The sequence below is a fragment of the Aureimonas mangrovi genome (assembly GCF_014058705.1).
Taxonomy (GTDB): Bacteria; Pseudomonadota; Alphaproteobacteria; order Rhizobiales; family Rhizobiaceae; genus Aureimonas; species Aureimonas mangrovi.
The window spans coordinates 54,491-72,397 of record NZ_CP059692.1; the positions used below are offsets into that span (position 1 = coordinate 54,491).

General features: G+C 67.5%; 22 protein-coding genes. 13 read left to right on the plus strand and 9 right to left on the minus strand.

The genetic code is table 11. The annotated features are described in order from the left end of the window. Positions 1-50: 50 nt before the first annotated feature. From H1343_RS00270 to sppA, 3 genes are all read right to left on the minus strand, one after another. Positions 51-506 (minus strand): lipopolysaccharide assembly protein LapA domain-containing protein, encoded by a 456-nt coding sequence (locus H1343_RS00270; RefSeq protein ID WP_185984014.1) that lies wholly within the window; start codon positions 504-506, stop codon positions 51-53. Between the two features lie 162 nt (positions 507-668). Further along, on the minus strand, positions 669-959 hold the full coding sequence (locus tag H1343_RS00275) for an integration host factor subunit beta (RefSeq protein WP_185984015.1): 291 nt from the start codon (positions 957-959) through the stop codon (positions 669-671). Positions 960-1,079: 120 nt separating this feature from the next. Then, positions 1,080-2,054 (minus strand): signal peptide peptidase SppA, encoded by a 975-nt coding sequence (gene sppA, locus H1343_RS00280; protein WP_185984016.1) that lies wholly within the window; start codon positions 2,052-2,054, stop codon positions 1,080-1,082. 219 nt (positions 2,055-2,273) lie between these two features. On the opposite strand from sppA, the gene lptC reads away from it, so the two are divergent. From lptC to ptsN, 6 genes are all read left to right on the plus strand, one after another. Further along, entirely contained in the window at positions 2,274-3,005 is a 732-nt protein-coding gene (gene lptC / locus H1343_RS00285) for an LPS export ABC transporter periplasmic protein LptC (protein WP_185984017.1), read from the plus strand. Positions 3,006-3,016: 11 nt separating this feature from the next. Beyond that, positions 3,017-3,625 (plus strand): LptA/OstA family protein, encoded by a 609-nt coding sequence (locus tag H1343_RS00290; RefSeq protein ID WP_246333181.1) that lies wholly within the window; start codon positions 3,017-3,019, stop codon positions 3,623-3,625. 66 nt (positions 3,626-3,691) lie between these two features. Beyond that, positions 3,692-4,432, plus strand: coding sequence for an LPS export ABC transporter ATP-binding protein (lptB, locus tag H1343_RS00295; RefSeq protein WP_246333643.1), 741 nt, complete (start codon positions 3,692-3,694; stop codon positions 4,430-4,432). A 115-nt stretch (positions 4,433-4,547) separates the two neighbouring features. Then, positions 4,548-5,936 (plus strand): RNA polymerase factor sigma-54, encoded by a 1,389-nt coding sequence (rpoN, locus tag H1343_RS00300; protein WP_185984020.1) that lies wholly within the window; start codon positions 4,548-4,550, stop codon positions 5,934-5,936. A 220-nt stretch (positions 5,937-6,156) separates the two neighbouring features. Next, positions 6,157-6,732: a ribosome hibernation-promoting factor, HPF/YfiA family gene (gene hpf / locus H1343_RS00305; protein ID WP_185984021.1), complete on the plus strand. Its 576-nt coding sequence runs from the start codon at positions 6,157-6,159 to the stop codon at positions 6,730-6,732. Between the two features lie 113 nt (positions 6,733-6,845). Then, a complete protein-coding gene (gene ptsN, locus H1343_RS00310) occupies positions 6,846-7,307 on the plus strand; it encodes a PTS IIA-like nitrogen regulatory protein PtsN (protein ID WP_185984022.1) in 462 nt (153 codons plus the stop codon). An 82-nt stretch (positions 7,308-7,389) separates the two neighbouring features. On the opposite strand, the gene H1343_RS00315 is transcribed toward ptsN, so the two are convergent. The 6 genes from H1343_RS00315 to H1343_RS00335 all read right to left on the minus strand — a co-directional run bounded on the left by H1343_RS00315 (position 7,390) and on the right by H1343_RS00335 (position 11,443). Beyond that, complete coding sequence (locus H1343_RS00315) at positions 7,390-7,641, minus strand: BQ00720 family protein (RefSeq protein WP_185984023.1); 252 nt, start codon at positions 7,639-7,641, stop codon at positions 7,390-7,392. Between the two features lie 39 nt (positions 7,642-7,680). Next, positions 7,681-8,118 carry an Hsp20 family protein gene (locus H1343_RS00320; protein WP_185984024.1) on the minus strand — a complete coding sequence of 146 codons (438 nt, stop codon included), beginning with the start codon at positions 8,116-8,118 and terminating at the stop codon, positions 7,681-7,683. A 142-nt stretch (positions 8,119-8,260) separates the two neighbouring features. Continuing rightward, positions 8,261-8,776: a peptide-methionine (R)-S-oxide reductase MsrB gene (gene msrB, locus H1343_RS00325; RefSeq protein ID WP_185984025.1), complete on the minus strand. Its 516-nt coding sequence runs from the start codon at positions 8,774-8,776 to the stop codon at positions 8,261-8,263. Positions 8,777-8,899: 123 nt separating this feature from the next. Continuing rightward, positions 8,900-9,025: a fasciclin domain-containing protein gene (locus tag H1343_RS16920; RefSeq protein WP_218624079.1), complete on the minus strand. Its 126-nt coding sequence runs from the start codon at positions 9,023-9,025 to the stop codon at positions 8,900-8,902. A 239-nt stretch (positions 9,026-9,264) separates the two neighbouring features. Continuing rightward, positions 9,265-9,708 carry an alternative ribosome rescue aminoacyl-tRNA hydrolase ArfB gene (gene arfB, locus H1343_RS00330; RefSeq protein WP_185984026.1) on the minus strand — a complete coding sequence of 148 codons (444 nt, stop codon included), beginning with the start codon at positions 9,706-9,708 and terminating at the stop codon, positions 9,265-9,267. A 124-nt stretch (positions 9,709-9,832) separates the two neighbouring features. Then, positions 9,833-11,443 carry a phosphoenolpyruvate carboxykinase gene (locus tag H1343_RS00335; protein ID WP_185984027.1) on the minus strand — a complete coding sequence of 537 codons (1,611 nt, stop codon included), beginning with the start codon at positions 11,441-11,443 and terminating at the stop codon, positions 9,833-9,835. A 288-nt stretch (positions 11,444-11,731) separates the two neighbouring features. On the opposite strand from H1343_RS00335, the gene H1343_RS00340 reads away from it, so the two are divergent. From H1343_RS00340 to ahcY, 7 genes are all read left to right on the plus strand, one after another. Beyond that, the gene (locus tag H1343_RS00340; RefSeq protein ID WP_185984028.1) at positions 11,732-12,211 is read left to right on the plus strand and encodes a pyridoxamine 5'-phosphate oxidase family protein; all 480 of its coding nucleotides are present in this window, start codon (positions 11,732-11,734) and stop codon (positions 12,209-12,211) included. 252 nt (positions 12,212-12,463) lie between these two features. Continuing rightward, positions 12,464-13,165 (plus strand): response regulator transcription factor, encoded by a 702-nt coding sequence (locus tag H1343_RS00345; RefSeq protein WP_185984029.1) that lies wholly within the window; start codon positions 12,464-12,466, stop codon positions 13,163-13,165. A 149-nt stretch (positions 13,166-13,314) separates the two neighbouring features. Continuing rightward, positions 13,315-15,036, plus strand: coding sequence for a sensor histidine kinase (locus H1343_RS00350; protein ID WP_185984030.1), 1,722 nt, complete (start codon positions 13,315-13,317; stop codon positions 15,034-15,036). Between the two features lie 2 nt (positions 15,037-15,038). Continuing rightward, positions 15,039-15,509, plus strand: coding sequence for an HPr kinase/phosphorylase (locus tag H1343_RS00355; protein ID WP_185984031.1), 471 nt, complete (start codon positions 15,039-15,041; stop codon positions 15,507-15,509). 133 nt (positions 15,510-15,642) lie between these two features. Then, on the plus strand, positions 15,643-16,044 hold the full coding sequence (locus H1343_RS00360) for a PTS sugar transporter subunit IIA (RefSeq protein WP_185984032.1): 402 nt from the start codon (positions 15,643-15,645) through the stop codon (positions 16,042-16,044). A gap of 4 nt (positions 16,045-16,048) precedes the next feature. Further along, positions 16,049-16,375 (plus strand): HPr family phosphocarrier protein, encoded by a 327-nt coding sequence (locus H1343_RS00365; RefSeq protein WP_185984033.1) that lies wholly within the window; start codon positions 16,049-16,051, stop codon positions 16,373-16,375. A gap of 129 nt (positions 16,376-16,504) precedes the next feature. After that, entirely contained in the window at positions 16,505-17,905 is a 1,401-nt protein-coding gene (ahcY, locus tag H1343_RS00370; protein ID WP_185984034.1) for an adenosylhomocysteinase, read from the plus strand. Positions 17,906-17,907 lie beyond the last annotated feature (2 nt).

Sequence of the window (17,907 nt, forward strand, 5' to 3'; positions counted from 1 at the left end):
GATCGCGACGACTTGGCAAAGCGCCGGCCGCAGGGGGGCCGCTCCTCGGGTCAGGCGGCGCGCGGGCCGGCGATCGCAGGCCGGCCGGAAGGCGCAGGTGCGGCGAGCCCGGCGGGCGCATCCCTCGGCGCGGGCGGGGCGACCTGTGCCGTGGCCTGAGACGTGGCTTGGGCGGCACGCTCGCGTTCCCGGTCCTCGCGCTCGCGGCGCAGGCGCTCGTTCGAGGCGTCGACCTCCTGGCGCAACGTCTCCAGTTCGCGGGCGCGGCGGGCGGCTCGCGCCCGGTAGCGGGCCTGCGTGACGAAGGTCGCGATGCCGCCGAGGAGGACGCCGAGGATCAGCGAGGCGAGGATCAGGACGAAGAGCGGGGCCTGGAAGGCGAGTTGCGGCGAGGTGCCGAGCGCGTCCATCGAAACCGAGACCGGCTCACGGTTCACCACGCAGAAGATGACGATCAGGATCGCCAGCGGGACCAGCACGATGATGGACAGGAGCCGTGAGATCATGAAGTTTGCTCGCCGATGATGCCGAAGGGCGCGGCGCCTGCCCGGCAAAGCCGGAGACGCGCGTGATTCAGCGTCAAGTTATGGAGTTGCGCGCCAAGGTCAACGCGCGGGACGGTCTGACGACGCTTTCACGACCGCCGACCGGCCGCTCGTGAAAGCGCGTCAGGCGCCCTGCGAATCGTTCAGGCGCTCGCGCAGTTCCTTGCCGGCCTTGAAGAAGGGCACCCACTTCTCGTCCACGGCCACCGATTCGCCGGTGCGCGGGTTGCGGCCCGCGCGGGCCGGGCGGTTCTTGACCGAAAAGGCTCCGAAGCCGCGCAGTTCCACGCGGTTGGAGGCGCAGAGCGCGTCGGTGATCTCGTCGAAGATCGCGTTCACGATGGTCTCGACGTCGCGCTGATACAGATGCGGGTTGCGGCTCGCGATGATCTGCACGAGTTCGGATTTGATCACGTCGAAAAGTCCCCGAGTGCCCGGCCCCCGGCCGGTTCTGCCGCCGCATCGGGCGGCGCGTGCGCATGAAGCTGTCACGCTGGCCGAACGGCGCCCCCCGACACCGCATCGTCAGCAAAGTTAACCGGCGGCAGGCTGCCAGAGCGACAGGAGACCGTCAAGCTGGCCGGTCGATCGCGCCAGCGCGTCCGGCAGCGATTCGGCCCTCGGATCGAGACCGAGAAAGGCAAGGAACGAGGCGCGCATGCCGGGCAGTAAACCGAGCGCGCCGCGCTCGCGCACGGGCTCGCGATCCACGATGGCGATGCCCTCCGGCAGGCCGTGTTCTTCCCGGAGCCAGCGCCGGATCTCGCCTTCTCCGCCCAGCGCGTCGACGAGGCCGTTATCGAGCCCCTGTCGGCCGCTGAAGACCGAGCCATCGGAAAGGGCGCGCGCCTGCGCGGGCGAAAAGTCGCGGCGCGCGGCCACGAGGTCGACGAACCAGTCGTAGGTGGAGGCGACGAGGCGGGCGATCATCTGACGAGCCTCCTCGCTCGTCGGCTGGAAGGGCGAGGGCTCGGCCTTCAAAGGCGAGGACTTCACGGCGTTGACGTCGACGCCCACGCGCCCGAGCAGCGTCGAGGCGTCGACATACTGGAAGATGACGCCGATCGAGCCGACGATGGACGATTCGCGCGCGACGATATGGTCGCTCGCGGCCGCGACCATGTATCCGGCGGAGGCCGCCAGGGAGCCGACCTCCGCGACGAGCGGCTTGGCCTCGGCGATCCGGCGCGCGGCTTCGTAGAGGCTTTCGCCGCCCACCGTCGTGCCGCCCGGCGAATTGATCGCGAGGACGACGCCCTTCACCGTATCGTCGCGTGCCAGCGTGTCGAGGAGCTCCAGGAGATCGTCGTCCTGACGGATGATGCCGGATATCTCGACGCGGGCGACACTGGCGACGCCCGCCGCGCCGAACAGCCCCGTCTGGGCGGCGACGAACAGCGGACCGGCGGCGATCGCGACCGCGAGGCACACGAGCGCGACGATGCGCCAGAAGCCGAGCTTGGCGCGCAGGCGCCGCCGGTCGATCATGTCCTCAGCGCTCCGGCCCATCGGCGCCGCCCCTTCACGTTTCGCGGCCCGATGCGATAAAGACGGGCCCAGCGCTTGCCAAGCCGCGCGATTGCGCGGGCGCGCACTTTCTTTACCATGCAAAAACCTCATATGCGCATTATCAGCGCGCTCCCTTCTCTCCGGGAGCGCGAGGCGGACTTGCTTCGCCCATCCGAGCAACCGGCCTCGCCGCCATTCGCAGGACACGATCTGGGCCGCATGAGCAGGCACGCGACCACCACGGGCATGGACGGAACGGACGCTGCTGCGGCGGCGTCAGCGCGTTCCGCACGCGAATTCGCGCGCGCCCGGCGCCATTCGCGCTTCGTGCGCCTGATGAAGATCGGGCTGCCCGTCGTCGCGCTCCTCATCGTTGTCTCGGTGATGGCGGCGCTGTGGCTCGCGCGCAGCCTTCCGGGCAACTTCTCGCTGGCCGCGACCTCGATCGAGGACGGGCGCCTCGTCATGCAGGACCCGCGCATGAGCGGCAGCGATTCCAACGACCGGCCCTATGCGGTGATCGCGCAGCGCGCCGTGCAGTCGCTGACAGGCGGCAATATCGACCTCGAGGGCATCCGCGCCGAACTCGCGCTCGACGAGCGCACCAACGCCGTCATCTCCGCCGCGAACGGGATCTACAACCCCGATCTGGAAACGCTGCGCCTGTCCGACGACATCGCCGTGGACACCTCCGACGGCGTCGCGGTGCGCCTGAGCTCGGCGGACATCGATCTTGCCGCGGGCAGCCTCGTCGGCTCGGGGCCCGTCATCATCACCGCGCCGAACCAGCGTCTGGAATCGGGCAGCCTCGCCATCGAGGACGGCGGCGCGCGCTTCACCTTCGCCGACCGCGTCAAGCTGACCCTCCTGCCGGAGGGCAGCGACGGCGAGGCCGATCCGCAGACCCCGACCGAGAATCCCGCCGCCCCCGCCCCGACCTCGAGCGATTGAGAGCCCCGACCGTGCGACACAACGCCGTCCTCCTCGCCCTTCTTCTCCTCGCGCCCGCCGGTGCCGCGTCCGCGCAGCAGCAGGGCCTCGGCCAGAGCTTCGGCGGCCTGCAGGTGCAGGGCGACCAGCCGATCGCGATTGAATCCGACCAGCTCGACGTCGACGACCGCGAGCGGATCGCGACCTTCTCCGGCTCGGTCTTCGTGGAACAGGGCGAAACGAGCATGCGCGCCGAGCGCCTCGTCGTGCACTACACGCAAGGGGCCGACGAGGGTGAGGACGAGGCGGCGCCCGCGCGCTCGAACATGCCGGGCGGCTCCAACGAGATCGAGCGCCTGGAGGCCAGCGGGCAGGTCGAGATCACTTCGGCCGATCAGGTGGCGACCGCCGAACAAGCCGATTTCGACATGGCCACGCAGATCGTTGTGATGAGCGGGGACGTCGTCCTCAGCCAGGGGCCGAACGTCGCCACCGGGTGCCGCCTGACGATCCAGATGGACACCGGCGTCGCGCGCCTGCAGAGCACGGACTGCCAGGGCGCATCCGGCGGCAGCGGCGCGGGGAACCAGAGCGGGCGCGTGCGCATGCTTCTGACGCCCGGCTCCGAAGAGCAGCAGTAAGCGAAGGCCGCAAGGATGTCGCAGACCGAGACGGGCGCGCGCACGAGCGCCCTGCCCCCTTCGCCGATGCCCCCCGCCTCGCGGGAGGGTACGCTCGTCGCCGCGGGGCTGACGAAGACCTATCGCGGCCGGCGCGTGGTGGACGGAGTGGGCGTCGCGGTGCGGCGCGGAGAAGCGGTCGGCCTGCTCGGCCCGAACGGCGCCGGCAAGACCACCTGCTTCTACATGATCACCGGCCTCGTGGCGGTGGATGCGGGGCGCATCGAGCTCGACGGGCACGACATCACACGAATGCCGATGTATCGGCGTGCGCGGCTCGGCATCGGCTATCTGCCGCAGGAGGCCTCGATCTTCCGCGGCCTGACCGTCGAGCAGAACATCCGCGCAGTCCTCGAGATCGTCGAGCCGGACGGCAGGGCGCGCGAGACGCAGCTCGACGAGCTTCTCGAGGAGTTCCGCATCGCGCATCTGCGCAAGCAGCCCGCCACGGCCCTGTCGGGCGGCGAACGCCGGCGCTGCGAGATCGCGCGGGCGCTCGCCTCGCGACCCACTTTCATGCTTCTCGACGAGCCCTTCGCCGGCGTCGACCCGATCGCCGTCTCCGACATCCAGGAACTTGTGCGCCATCTCAAGCGGCGCGGCATCGGCGTGCTCATCACCGACCACAACGTGCGCGAGACGCTGGGCCTGATCGACCGCGCCTACATCATGCACGCCGGCGCCGTCCTCACCCACGGCGCCCCGCACGAGATCGTCGCCAATTCCGATGTCAGGCGCATCTATCTCGGCGAGCAGTTCAGCTACTGACATCGGCCGCCTTACGGGACGCTCGCCGATATTGACAGGCCACTTCCGGACCCGCTTCATTAGGCCATGAAGCTGCCCCGTCTGCGGTAGCGGCGATGGGGAGGGCGACAGAGCGATGACGCTCTCGATCCGGATCGAGGCCCGCCAGCAGCAATCGCTGGTGATGACGCCGCAGCTCCTGCAGTCGATCCGGCTCCTGCAGCTCGGCCATCAGGATCTGCGCGCCCATCTGGAGCGCGAGGCGGACCGCAACCCCTTCATCGAGCTGCACGAACCGCACAGCGGCGGCAAGGGACGCGTGCGCGCTGCCATGCCGGCGTCGCCGAGCGCCAAACCCTCGCTACCGACTTCCACCGGCGCCGCTTCATCCGACGGCACCGAACGCCTTGCCGAGACACGCGCCGAAACGCGCTCGCTGGAGGCGCACGCCAGCGCCGAAATCGCAGAAATCTTCGCCTGCAGGACGGACCGTGCCGTCGCGTTCGCCCTCGTCGGCGCGCTCGACGAGGCCGGCTATTTTCGCGAAGACGTCGATGCGTTCTCTCTTGCGCATGGTCACGAAGCCGAGACCGTCGGCCGCGTCCTGGCGCGGCTGCGCGCGCAGGCAGAGCCGGCGGGCCTTTTTGCGGCCGACCTTGCCCAGTGCCTTGCCCTGCAGCTCGATCGACGCGGCAGGCTCGACCCGGTCGCCGAGACGGTTCTTGCCCATCTTGATCTCGTCGCGCGCGGCGATCTGGCGACCCTGCGCCGGCTGACGGGCGAGGACGAGGCGGGGATCGCGGAGCTCATCGGCGAAATCCGGCGGCTGGAACCTAAGCCCGGCCGCCTTTTCGACACGGCAGATCGCGTCAGCGTCGTGCCGGACGTCGTCGTCACCGGCGCGCCCGCGAAGGGGTGGCGGGTGGAGCTGAACGCGGCGATCCTGCCGCGCGTCCTCGTCGACGAACGCTACGCGGCGCGCGTCGCGGCCGGCCCGCTCTCGCGCGAGGAGCGCGACTTCCTGTCGGACTGCCGCGCGTCGGCGCAATGGCTGACGCGCGCGCTCGACCAGCGCTCGCGCACCATCACGAAGGTCGCGGCGGAGATCGTGCAGCGCCAGTCGGGCTTCTTCGCGCACGGGCCGCAGGGGTTGAAGCCGATGACGCTGGCGAGCGTCGCCGAAGCGACGGGCCTGCATGAATCGACCGTCAGCCGCGTGACGACGGACAAGTTCATGCAGACGCCGCGCGGCACCTTCGAAATGAAGTTCTTCTTCACCACGGCCATCGCCTCCTCGGCCGGCGGGGAGGCTCATTCGGCCGGCGGTGTGAAACACCGCATCCGCCGCCTCGTGGATGCCGAGACGCCGGACGCGGTCCTGTCCGACGATGACATCGCCGCGCGCCTGCAGGGCGAGGGCATCGAGATCGCCCGACGCACTGTCGCGAAATATCGCGAAGCGCTGGGCATCGCCTCCTCGGTGCAGCGGCGCCGGGCGCTGGCCATGCGGCGTATCGCATCCTGACGGCGCGGCCGGCGGTTCGCGATTCTTTTGCGCGGAAAGCTCCGGCGGCCATGTCGAGGGCGTCTTGCCCTCCTAGATTCATGACGTCCCTACGGCATCGTCCGGCGGGATCGCATGCGGAAAAGGGCCCGGCGCCAGCCGGCGGCGCCCGTTTCCGACAGACAGGCCGCCCTCCACGGGCTTTCCTGCGGCGGGCGAGGACAGGGAAGGAACAGGACGCATGTCACTGCGAGTATCAGGCCGCCACATGGATGTCGGCGAAGCGTTCCGCACACGCATCGAAGACAAACTCAGCGATCAGGTGGGCAAGTATTTCGACGGCAACTTCTCCGGAACGGTCGTCGTCTCGAAGGATGCGTCACGCTACACGACCGACTGCACGCTGCATCTGGACAGCGGCGTCATCTTCCAGGCGGCCGGCATGGCGCACGACCCGGAAGCCTCCTTCGCCGAGGCGTCCGAGCGCATCGATAAGCGCTTGCGCCGCTACAAGCGCCGCCTCAAGGACCATAAGGCCAACGGGGCGGCGGTGCGCGAGGTCGCCTACACGGTGATGGAGGCGATCCCCGACGAGGCCGAGGACGTGCCGGAGGATTACGCCCCTGCCATCGTCGCCGAAACGTCCATCGTCGTCGGCACATTCTCCGTCGCGGGCGCGGTCATGGAGCTCGATCGGCGCGACAGCCCGATCGTCGTCTTCAAGAACGCCGGCTCGGGCGCCATCAACATCGTCTATCGCAGAAGTGACGGCAATTTCGGCTGGGTGGACCCTTCCACCTTGCGCGACGAGGCGTGAGCGTTTAACCCGCACGCCCGCCGGGCCTTCGCATCGAACGCGAGATCGCGCCGCCCGGCAGCCCTGCCGGGCGGGCGATCGATACACGCGTCAGTGCAAGGCGAAACCGCAGCATGGAACTGGAAGACCTGATCCGTCAGGACGCGATCCTGCCGCAACTGAAGGCCAGCTCGAAGAAGCAGGTTCTGCAGGAGCTTGCGCAGAAGGCGGCCGAACTGACGGCGCTCGACGAGCGCGAGATCTTCGATACCGTCATGGAGCGCGAGCGCCTCGGCTCCACCGGGGTCGGCAACGGCATCGCGATCCCCCACGGCAAGCTCGCGGCCCTCGACAAGATCACCGGCGTCTTCGGCAGGCTCGCGCGCCCCGTCGGCTTCGACGCGCTGGACGATGAGCCGGTGGACCTCGTCTTCCTCCTGATCGCCCCTGCGGGCTCGGGCGCCGACCATCTGAAGGCCCTGTCGAAGATCGCGCGCCTCCTGCGCAATCCCGAGATGGTCGCCTCGCTGCGTGCCTCGCAGGACGCAGCCGAAATCTACAGCCTCATCAAGTCCCCTCCGCCCGCTCCGGCATGAGAAAGCCGGGGCTCTCGCCCCGGCTCGTCATCACCTGGTCGTGTCCGGCAAAACCCGGCCGCCGAAGCGCGACGGATGCCTCTCAGTGGATGCTGAGCGTCATCAGCTCGTTCTCGCTGGCGCTCGCCAGGATCGAGGATCGGTCGTCGGAGACCGCGAGCGGGGTGCCGTCGGCCGAGAACAGGGCCCACAGCTTGATGCCGGGGCGGATCGACTGGGCGGCTGGGAACTTCGCGCGGATATCGTCGGAGGACATGCGGCGCAGATAGGCCAGATGCCCCTCGCCGAGCGCGGCGAAGTCCGTCTTGGAAAGGTCGTTGTGTGCGTCGAACATCTCTAGGCTCCTTATCGAGCATCGGCGAGCTTCGCGGGTTCAGTCCGAAACCGCGATCTCGATCTTCTTCACCACTCGCTCGGGCCTCGGTCTTGCCAGATCGATCATGAGAAGACCGGTCTTCAGTTCGGCACCGAGGATGCGCATTCCGTCCGCGAAGAGAAAGCTCTTCTGGAACTGACGTGCGGCGATCCCGCGATGCAGGAATTCCCGGTCCTTCGCCTCGCTCTGCGCACCGCGGATGGTCAGCTGGTTCTCCTCGGTCGTGATCTCGAGGTCTTCCGGCCTGAATCCCGCAACGGCCAGCGTGATCCGGATGATCTGCTCCTCCTGCCCGCCATCGGCGTCCCGCATGCGGACACGCTCGATATTGTAGGGAGGATAGCCATCGGCGCCTTTCCCGATCCTTTCGAGCGTGCGTTCCACGCTGTCGAAGCCCAAGAGTAGCGGGCTGGAGAAGGGCGACAACCGGCTCATCGGCGACAAGTCCTTGTTACAAGCGACTTTCAGAAAAGCGACCCGTCTATCGGCATCGCCCTTCCTTGTCGGCTTGATATGGCCCCGTCACGGTTCGCCTTCAATGGCATGCGCCGTCCCCTTCACGAGGGCGTGCGAAGCATCATCCGAGCGTCGCGGCTCCGGGCGTGAATGCCATCGCCACGCCGTTGATGCAGTGCCGCTTGCCGGTCGGCTGCGGTCCATCGTCGAAGATATGGCCGAGATGGCCGCCGCAATTGGCGCAGTGCACCTCCGTGCGCGGATAGACGAGCACGTAGTCCGTCTGGGTGCCGATGCGGCTCTGGTCGATCGCCTCGTAGAAGCTCGGCCAGCCGGTGCGCGAATCGTACTTCGCCTGCGAGGAATAGAGCGGGTTGTCGCATCCGGCGCAGTGGAAGATGCCGGCGCGCTTTTCCTCGTTGAGGGCACTCGTGTAGGGGCGCTCGGTCGATTCCTGCCGCAGGACGGCAAAGGCGTCGGGCGACAGCCTTGCGCGCCACTCATCCTCGCTCATCGAAACGGGGAAGCTGCCCGTCGCCGCCTGCGCCACGGCCGCAGGGCCGAAGCCGAAGCGCCAGCCGATCAGACCGATGGCGGCGAGCGCCACACCGCCCAGAAGAAACTCGCGTCTGCGCATCTCGTCATCCTCCGCTTTCGGCCGACGGCCAGCCTCCAATGTCGATCTCGCACACCGTGCGCGCAAGGCCGCGACGTGCGTCATAAAGGTGTCTGAGCGAAGGATCGCCCCGGCACCGCGCCGTCAGTTCGCGGGCATCCGGGCGGCATCGATCACACGCACGGCGCCGTTGGACTGCATGACGTCGGCTTGCGTGACCGTCGCGACGTTGCCTTGGGTGTCGGTGACGGTCAGGTCGTCGCCGTCCATCGCGAGCGTGAGGGCCTCTCCCGCCCTCGACGGTGATGACTTCGTGGCTGCCGCCGTCGTCCGCGATCATCTGCATGGGGGCCGCTGACGTCGCCTCGGCCGGCACCACGTGATCATCATCGTTTCCTCACCAACGGAAGGCCCGCATCACGGGCGTCCGGGAGGAAATACGGATCGCGATGTCCCAGGATGCGAAATCACCGATTCACGGCCGCGTGATGATGCGCGGGCGAGCTCCGTCAGTCCTCGACGCGGCCGCGCATGCGCTTGATGCCCGAGCGGCCCTTCTTCTCCTTCAGGCGCCGCTCCACCGCTCCGCGCGAGGGCCGCGTCTTCTTTCGCGGCGGCGGGGGCGGCACGAGGGCTCGGCGCACGAGGACCGCGAGGCGCTCGCGCGCATCCTCGCGGTTGCGTTCCTGCGTACGGAAGCGCGAGGCCTCGATCAGCACCTCGCCCTCCTTCGTGGCGCGCGCACCGGCAAGCTTCAGGAGCCGATCGATCGCCTCGGGTGACAACACCGCCGAGCGCGCGGCGAAGAAGCGCAGCTGGACCGCCGTCGAGACCTTGTTGACGTTCTGCCCGCCGGGTCCGGAGGCGCGCACGAAGCTCTCTTCGAGTTCGCCCTCGGGGATCGTGACGCGCGAGGAGACGATCACGCCGTCGAAGGGCTTCGTCGTCACCATCGCCTTTCCTTTCCCGCCAGCCTGCACAGGCCGAGGGATAAAGGGAGGCAGCCGTGCGCGCAACGAAAAGCCCCGCGCCGGGCTGCCGGCGCGGGGCTCTCCAGGAATGCTCGCGATGCCGATGCTACTCGGCGGCGAGCGCGAGCGTCGGCGCGGCCTTCAGGACGTCGCCGTCCACATGCGCCTCGAACTTCTCGAAATTGGCCTGGAACATCGAGACGAGCTTGCGCGCCTGCGCGTCGTAGGCCTCGCCGTCCGCCCAGGTCGAGCGCGGATCGAGGATCGACGGATCGACGCCCTCCACCGCCACCGGCACCTGGAAGCCGAAATGCGGATCGGTGCGGAACTCGGCGTCCTTGAGCGAACCGTCGAGCGCGGCGGCGAGGAGCGCGCGCGTCGCCTTGATCGGCATGCGCTGGCCGACGCCGTAGGCGCCGCCCGTCCAGCCCGTCGAGACCAGCCAGCAATCGACACCGTGGCGCGCGATGAGCTCTTTCAGGAGGTTGCCGTACTCGGAGGGATGGCGCGGCATGAACGGCGCGCCGAAGCAGGTCGAGAAGGTCGCCTCCGGCTCCGTCACGCCCTTTTCCGTGCCCGCGACCTTGGCCGTGTAACCGGAGAGGAAGTGGTACATCGCCTCGGCCGGCGTCAGCTTGGCGATCGGCGGCATCACGCCGAAGGCGTCGGCCGTCAGCATCACGATGTTCTGCGGCTGGCCGGCGCGGCCGGTTTCCGAGGCGTTCGGGATGAAGTGCAGCGGATAGGCGGCGCGGGTGTTCTCGGTCAGCGAGCCGTCGTCGAAATCGGGCACGCGGTCGGCGTCGAGGACGACGTTCTCGAGCACCGTGCCGAAGCGCCGCGTTGTCGCGAAGATTTCCGGCTCGGCTTCGGCCGAGAGGCGGATCGTCTTGGCGTAGCAGCCGCCCTCGAAGTTGAAGATGCCGTCCTCGCCCCAGCCGTGCTCGTCGTCGCCGATCAGCGTGCGCTTCGGATCGGCCGAGAGCGTCGTCTTGCCGGTGCCCGACAGGCCGAAGAACAGCGCGACGTCGCCCGCATCGCCCTCGTTGGCCGAGCAATGCATCGGCATGACGCCGGCTTCCGGCAGACGGTAGTTGAGGACGGTGAAGACGCTCTTCTTCATCTCGCCGGCATAGGAGGTACCGCCGATGAGGATGGTGTTGCCGGTGAAGTCGCAGGCGATCACGGTCTCGGAGCGCGCGCCGTGGCGCTCGGGATCGGCCCGGAAGGACGGTAGGTCGATGATCGTCAGTTCCGGCTCGAAGGTCTCGAGCTCCTCGCGCGTCGGGCGGATGAGGAGGTTGCGGATGAACAGCGAGTGCCAGGCATACTCGGTGACGACGCGCACGCAGATGCGGTTCTGCGGATCGGCGCCGCCGTAGAGATCCTGCACGAAGAGATCGCGGCCGCGTGCCTGGGCACGGAAGTCCTCGAGAAGGCGCGCATAGGCGTCCGGTTCGATCGCCTTGTTGTTGTCCCACCAGATGCGCGGGTCGGTGTTCTCGTCACGCAGGACGAACTTGTCCTTCGGCGAGCGGCCGGTGTGCTGGCCGGTCGTCGCCACGAAGGCGCCGTGAGCCGTCAGACGCCCCTCGCCCCGCCGCACGGCCGTCTCGACGAGATCGGCGCTGCCCAGGTTCCAGCGAACGGAGGAAAGGCCGGAGAGGCCCGTCGTCTCGATGCCGCGAGAAGGATTGCGGCTGCCCATTTCTTCCATGTCGACGACACTCCGTGACTCAAAGTCGTTTTTGACGCGAGGGCCGCGCAGATACGGTGAACCAGCGGGCGCGGCAAGCCAAAATCGAGCAATTTACTTCGCGCGTCCAGTATTCAATCGTTTAAATCTGAAACGCCCGACTTTTAATCGTTTTGCACTGCGTTGCGCTCTTGCCGAGGCATCGCGCCATGCCCACGCGAAGCTTCGGCACCTTTCGCGCGCCCGAGCGTTTGCAGGATCGAAGCGGGCGCACGAGCCCGCCACCGCAATCGCATGGAAGGACGCGACATGACCGACAATTCGCCCGAGGCTTTCTGGGAGCTCGTCGACGGATACGACACGTGCATGGTGACGACGCGCGACGGCAATTCCCTCCGCGCCCGGCCCATGGCGCCCAAGGTCTCGAAGGACCGGCGCGAAATCCTCTTCGTGACGGATCGCTCGTCGCACAAGGTCGATGAGATCGAGGCGAACCCGAGCGTTGCCTGCGCCTTTGCCAAGCACGGCGAATATCTTTCGGTGACGGGGACCGCGAGAGTCTCGACCGACCGAGCGCTTATCGACACGGCCTGGGACGCGGAGGTCGAGGCCTGGATGCCGGACGGCAAGGATGGGCCGAACGTCGCGATCCTCGCCGTCACGCCCGAGGCGGCCGAGATCTGGGACGTGAAGACCAACAAGATCGCGCGGGCCTACGAACTCGCCAAGGCGTATCTCGGCGACAAGGACCGCCCCGACGTCGGCGATCACGCCAAGGTCCGTCTCTGATCGCGCCGCCCGTCGATTCGTTCGGCGGGCTCGCTGGAGCCGTTTTCGCCGCCGGGGGGTGGGCTCCCGGCGGCATTTTTACGTGCAATTTCGGGGGCCTTCGCCCGAAAACTTTGCATTCGTGTGTAAAATGCCACATTTGAGAGGAGAATGCCGGCGCGAAAGATCGGCGGAGCCCTCGGGTTCGCGTCGACGAAGAGCGCCGAGGGGCGGTATCCAACCGCCCGCGGCCAAGCGGAGCACGGAAAACGAATGGCAACGATCGCCTTGGTGGACGACGACCGGAATATCCTGACGTCGGTTTCGATCGCGCTGGAAAACGAGGGATACCGCGTCGAGACCTACACGGATGGCGCGTCGGCCCTCGAAGGCCTGTCCGCCCGGCCTCCGCATCTGGCGATCTTCGACATCAAGATGCCGCGCATGGACGGGATGGAGCTCCTGCGTCGGCTGCGCCAGAAGTCGGACCTGCCGGTGATCTTCCTCACCTCGAAGGACGAGGAGATCGACGAGCTGTTCGGCCTCAAGATGGGCGCCGACGACTACATCCGCAAACCCTTCTCGCAGCGCCTGCTCGTGGAGCGCGTTCGCGCCATCCTTCGACGCGGCGCGGCACGCGAAGCCGGCGTGAAGACGGGGCCTGCCCCGGAATCCTCGCTGGAGCGCGGCCAGCTCGTGATGGATCAGGAGCGCCACACCTGCACCTGGACCGGCATGCCGGTGACGCTGACCGTCACCGAGTTCCTGATCCTGCATGCGCTTGCCCAGCGGCCCGGCGTCGTGAAGAGCCGCGACGCGCTGATGGACGCGGCCTATGACGAACAGGTCTATGTCGACGACCGCACGATCGACAGCCACATCAAGCGGCTTCGCAAGAAGTTCAAGGCGATCGACGACGACTTCGATATGATCGAGACGCTCTACGGGGTAGGATATCGCTTCCGCGAGGTCTGACGCCCCGTATCCGTCCGGCCGGCCTCGGCCGGCATGACGCAGACGAAAGCGCCGATTTGGTTTCGACAACGCACACGCACACCGGCGAGGGGAACCGTCCGAAGCGGACCTTCACCGCGCGCGTGCGAAGGCGCTGGCGGCGCGTGCCGATGCTGCGCCGCCTGGTGCTGCGCGGCCGCTGGCTCCTCGGCCACTCGATCTTCTCTTCGCTGACACGGCGCATTGTCTTCCTTAACCTCGTCGCGCTGATCGTTCTCGTCTCCGGCATCCTCTATCTCAACCAGTTCCGCGCCGGACTGATCGACGCGCGCGTCGAAAGCCTTCTCACGCAGGGCGAGATCATCGCCAGCGCCATCGCCTCCTCGGCGACGGTCGAGACGAACTCGATCTCGCTCGACCCCGAGCGCCTCCTGGAACTCCAGGCCGGGTCGACGCTGCAACCGGGCGCCGAACTCAACGACAATCTCGACTTCCCGATCAACCCGGAACAGGTCGCGCCCCTCTTGCGCCGCCTGATCTCCCCGACACGCACGCGCGCACGGATCTACGACCGCGACGCCAACCTGATCCTCGATTCGCGCCATCTCTACTCACGCGGCCAGATCCTTCGCTACAATCTGCCGCCGCTGGAGGAGGAGCCGCAGAACGTCTTCGAGTGGATGGGAGACGAGGTGGGCAAGCTCTTCCGGAACAACTCGCTGCCGGTCTATCGCGAGACGCCAGGCGGCTCGGGCACGACCTATCCCGAAGTGATGAGCGCGCTGACGGGGGGCCCCTCCACCGTCGTGCGCGCCACCGAAAACGGCGAACTCATCGTCTCGGTCGCCGTGCCGATCCAGCGCTTCCGGGCCGTGCTCGGCGTCCTGATGCTGTCGACGCAGGGCGGCGACATCGACAAGATCGTGCAGGCCGAGCGCATGGCGATCGTGCGCGTCTTCGCGGTCGCCGCTCTCGTCGTCATCGTGCTGTCGACGCTTCTGGCCTCAACCATCGCCAACCCGCTGCGGCGCCTGTCGGCGGCCGCCATCCGCGTGCGACGCTCGGTCAACGCGCGCGAGGAAATCCCGGACTTCGGCGACCGGACCGACGAGGTCGGCAATCTCGCCTCGGCCCTTCGCGGCATGACCAACGCGCTTTACGCGCGCATGGACGCGATCGAGAGCTTCGCGGCCGATGTCAGCCACGAGCTCAAGAACCCGCTGACCTCCCTGCGGTCGGCCGTGGAGACGCTGCCGCTCGCGCGCAACGACGATTCGCGCGAGCGGCTGCTCGCCATCATCCAGCACGACGTGAAGCGGCTGGACCGCCTCATCACCGACATCTCGGACGCCTCGCGCCTCGATGCGGAGCTTTCGCGCGAGGTCACGCATCGTGTCGATCTGGCAGCGCTCGTCTCCTCCGTGATCGACGGCGCGCGCGCCCATGAGCGCGAAGGGCAGACGATCCGCTTCGACTTCGCCACCATTCCGGCGCCCGCCGGCGGGCCGAAGGGCTTTCGCGTGGCCGGACACGACCTGCGCCTCAGCCAGGTCTTCACCAACCTCATCGAGAACGCGCGCTCCTTCGTGCCGCAGGACAACGGGATCATCACCGTGCGCATGCGCCGGCTCGCCAAACGCGTCGCCGTCACCATCGAGGACAACGGCCCGGGCATCCAGGCCGAGAAGATCGAGCGCATCTTCGAGCGCTTCTACACCGACCGTCCGGCCGGGGAGGCCTTCGGCCAGAATTCCGGCCTCGGCCTGTCGATCTCGCGCCAGATCATCGAGGCGCACGGTGGCACGGTCTTCGCCGAGAACGTCTTCGATCCGAAGCAGCCCACGAGAATCCTCGGCGCGCGCTTCACGGTGCATCTGCCGGCTGAGGACTGAGCTTGACCGAGACGGTGCACGCCTCGCTGATCGCCATCGACAGAAAAGGCGTCTTCATCCTCGGCGCATCGGGGAGCGGCAAGTCGTCGCTCGCGCTCTCGCTCCTGCGCGCGGCCCGCCGCGAGGGGATGGAAGCCGCGCTCGTCGCCGACGACCGAGTGGTGGTCGAGAGGCGGGACGGCTTGCTGAGCGGACGCGCGCCGGAGGTCCTTTCCGGCCTCGTCGAAATCCGCGGGATCGGCATCCTGCGCCTGCCCGTCGCGCCGCAGGCGTCCCTCACGCTTGTCGTCGAACTCGTGCCTGTGCCGGAGCGCATGCCCGATTGCGCGGAGATTGCGATTTCAGGTGTGCGCCTGCGCCGCATCCTTCTGCCCGAGCGCCAGGCGCCGTTCGGTGCCGATCTCGTGCTGACGCTGCTTCTGGCCGACGGCCCGGCAGTGCAAAATGACCGAGACGTGAGAAGGCGTCCATAAGATCGCGGCATTCTTGCCGCTTTCTGGAATAATTCCGCATCGCACGCTGGCGGGCCTTGTGGCGCTCAACACAGCAGCGCAGTATCGCGCCGTTTTCACCATTTTCCGGATTGCGGATGGAGTTTGTGCCTTCATGATCGGCCTCGTGCTCGTTACCCACGGTCAACTCGCACGCGAGTTCAAGGCGGCCGTGGAGCATGTCGTCGGACCGCAGGAGGCTTTCGAGACTGTCTCGATCGGGCCCGAAGACGACATGGAGCAGCGCCGCGAGGACATCGTCGCCTCGGTGCGGCGGGCCGATCGCGGCCGCGGCGTCATCATCCTGACGGACATGTTCGGCGGCACGCCCTCCAACCTCGCTATCTCGGTGATGGAAGCGCAGTCGGTGGACGTGCTGGCCGGCGTGAACCTTCCGATGCTCATCAAGCTCGCCAGCGTGCGCGCGGAGCGCCCGATGGAGCAGGCGCTGGTCGAGGCGCAGGAGGCCGGGCGCAAGTACATCACCGTGGCCAGCCGCGTTCTTTCCGGACAATAGAGCGATGAACGATCACGTTCCCTCTTCCGACTGCGCGCGCGACGCCGGCACGGGGGCGGAACCCGGACCGCGCACCCTGACCATCGTCAACCGTCGCGGCCTACACGCTCGGGCCTCCGCCAAGTTCGTCCAGACCGCCGAGGCCTTCGACGCCGAACTGACGATCGGGCGCGACGGGCTGTGCGTCGGCGGTCAGTCGATCATGGGACTGATGATGCTGGCGGCCGCGCAGGGAACCACGATCGAGGTCAGCGCCGCCGGCCCGCAGGCAAAGGAAGCGCTCGACGCGATCGAGGCTCTGGTCCGCGGCGGCTTCGGCGAGGAGTGCTAAGGCGCCCGCGAGTCCGGCTCCGTCGCCAAGGCGGATATAAAGGAATGTTTATATCCGCTTGTCGCATAGCCCCGGCGTTGGTAGACAACGGCTGAATGCCTTTTCTCCCACGATAGCGGATCGCAATTCATGGCCGACGCCACGGACTACATCGTCAAGGACATCGCGCTTGCGGACTGGGGCCGCAAGGAAATCGAAATCGCAGAGACCGAGATGCCGGGCCTGATGGCCTGCCGCGAGGAGTTCGGTACCGAAAAGCCGCTCCAGGGCGCGCGCATCACCGGCTCGCTGCACATGACCATCCAGACGGCGGTGCTCATCGAGACGCTGCAGGCGCTGGGCGCCGAGGTCCGCTGGGCCTCGTGCAACATCTTCTCCACGCAGGACCACGCCGCGGCCGCGATCGCCGCGACGGGCACCCCGGTCTTCGCCGTGAAGGGCGAGAGCCTCGAGGAATACTGGACCTATACCGACCGCATCTTCCAATGGGCCGACGGCCAGCCCTCCAACATGATCCTCGACGATGGCGGCGACGCCACGATGTACATCCTGATCGGCGCGCGGGCGGAAGCAGGCGAGGATGTCCTGTCGAACCCCGAGAGCGAGGAAGAGGAAATCCTCTTCGCGCAGATCAAGAAGCGCATGGGTGAGACGCCGGGATTCTTCGCCCGGCAGCGCGACGCCATCCGGGGCGTGACCGAGGAGACGACGACCGGCGTCAACCGGCTTTATCAGTTGCAGAAGAAGGGCCTCCTGCCTTTCCCCGCGATCAACGTGAACGATTCGGTCACCAAGTCGAAGTTCGACAACAAGTATGGCTGCAAGGAATCGCTCGTCGACGGCATCCGCCGCGGCACCGACGTGATGATGGCGGGCAAGGTCGCGGTCGTGTGCGGCTACGGCGATGTCGGCAAGGGCTCGGCCGCCTCGCTCGCGGGCGCCGGCGCACGCGTCAAGGTGACGGAGGTCGATCCGATCTGCGCCCTGCAGGCGGCGATGGACGGCTTCGAGGTCGTCACGCTCGAGGATGCGGCCCCCACCGCCGACATCGTCATCACCACGACAGGCAACAAGGACGTCGTCACGCTCGACACGATGCGGTCGCTGAAGGACATGGCGATCGTCGGCAATATCGGCCATTTCGACAACGAGATTCAGGTCGCCAGCCTGAAGAACCTCAAATGGACGAACATCAAGCCGCAGGTGGACATGGTCACCTTCGCTGACGGCAAGCGGATGATCCTCCTGTCGGAAGGGCGCCTTCTCAATCTCGGCAACGCCACGGGCCACCCCTCCTTCGTGATGAGCGCCTCCTTCACCAACCAGACGCTGGCGCAGATCGAGCTCTTCACCAAGGGCGAGAAGTACGCCAACGAGGTCTACGTCCTGCCCAAGCACCTCGACGAGAAGGTCGCGCGGCTGCATCTGGCCAAGCTCGGCGCCAAGCTCTCGGTCCTGTCCGACGAGCAGGCCGCCTATATCGGCGTCACGCCGCAGGGGCCGTTCAAGAGCGACCAGTACCGCTACTGATC

What these genes read in the sequence shown, in the direction of transcription:
- H1343_RS00270 (WP_185984014.1), bottom strand. Translation starts at nt 506, where the DNA reads ATGATCTCACGGCTCCTGTCCATCATCGTGCTGGTCCCGCTGGCGATC.
- sppA (WP_185984016.1), bottom strand. Translation starts at nt 2,054, where the DNA reads ATGGGCCGGAGCGCTGAGGACATGATCGACCGGCGGCGCCTGCGCGCC.
- lptC (WP_185984017.1), top strand. Translation starts at nt 2,274, where the DNA reads ATGAGCAGGCACGCGACCACCACGGGCATGGACGGAACGGACGCTGCT.
- lptB (WP_246333643.1), top strand. Translation starts at nt 3,692, where the DNA reads ATGCCCCCCGCCTCGCGGGAGGGTACGCTCGTCGCCGCGGGGCTGACG.
- rpoN (WP_185984020.1), top strand. Translation starts at nt 4,548, where the DNA reads ATGACGCTCTCGATCCGGATCGAGGCCCGCCAGCAGCAATCGCTGGTG.
- hpf (WP_185984021.1), top strand. Translation starts at nt 6,157, where the DNA reads ATGTCACTGCGAGTATCAGGCCGCCACATGGATGTCGGCGAAGCGTTC.
- ptsN (WP_185984022.1), top strand. Translation starts at nt 6,846, where the DNA reads ATGGAACTGGAAGACCTGATCCGTCAGGACGCGATCCTGCCGCAACTG.
- H1343_RS00315 (WP_185984023.1), bottom strand. Translation starts at nt 7,641, where the DNA reads ATGTTCGACGCACACAACGACCTTTCCAAGACGGACTTCGCCGCGCTC.
- H1343_RS00320 (WP_185984024.1), bottom strand. Translation starts at nt 8,118, where the DNA reads ATGAGCCGGTTGTCGCCCTTCTCCAGCCCGCTACTCTTGGGCTTCGAC.
- msrB (WP_185984025.1), bottom strand. Translation starts at nt 8,776, where the DNA reads ATGCGCAGACGCGAGTTTCTTCTGGGCGGTGTGGCGCTCGCCGCCATC.
- H1343_RS16920 (WP_218624079.1), bottom strand. Translation starts at nt 9,025, where the DNA reads ATGGACGGCGACGACCTGACCGTCACCGACACCCAAGGCAACGTCGCG.
- arfB (WP_185984026.1), bottom strand. Translation starts at nt 9,708, where the DNA reads ATGGTGACGACGAAGCCCTTCGACGGCGTGATCGTCTCCTCGCGCGTC.
- H1343_RS00335 (WP_185984027.1), bottom strand. Translation starts at nt 11,443, where the DNA reads ATGGAAGAAATGGGCAGCCGCAATCCTTCTCGCGGCATCGAGACGACG.
- H1343_RS00340 (WP_185984028.1), top strand. Translation starts at nt 11,732, where the DNA reads ATGACCGACAATTCGCCCGAGGCTTTCTGGGAGCTCGTCGACGGATAC.
- H1343_RS00345 (WP_185984029.1), top strand. Translation starts at nt 12,464, where the DNA reads ATGGCAACGATCGCCTTGGTGGACGACGACCGGAATATCCTGACGTCG.
- H1343_RS00350 (WP_185984030.1), top strand. Translation starts at nt 13,315, where the DNA reads ATGCTGCGCCGCCTGGTGCTGCGCGGCCGCTGGCTCCTCGGCCACTCG.
- H1343_RS00360 (WP_185984032.1), top strand. Translation starts at nt 15,643, where the DNA reads ATGATCGGCCTCGTGCTCGTTACCCACGGTCAACTCGCACGCGAGTTC.
- H1343_RS00365 (WP_185984033.1), top strand. Translation starts at nt 16,049, where the DNA reads ATGAACGATCACGTTCCCTCTTCCGACTGCGCGCGCGACGCCGGCACG.
- ahcY (WP_185984034.1), top strand. Translation starts at nt 16,505, where the DNA reads ATGGCCGACGCCACGGACTACATCGTCAAGGACATCGCGCTTGCGGAC.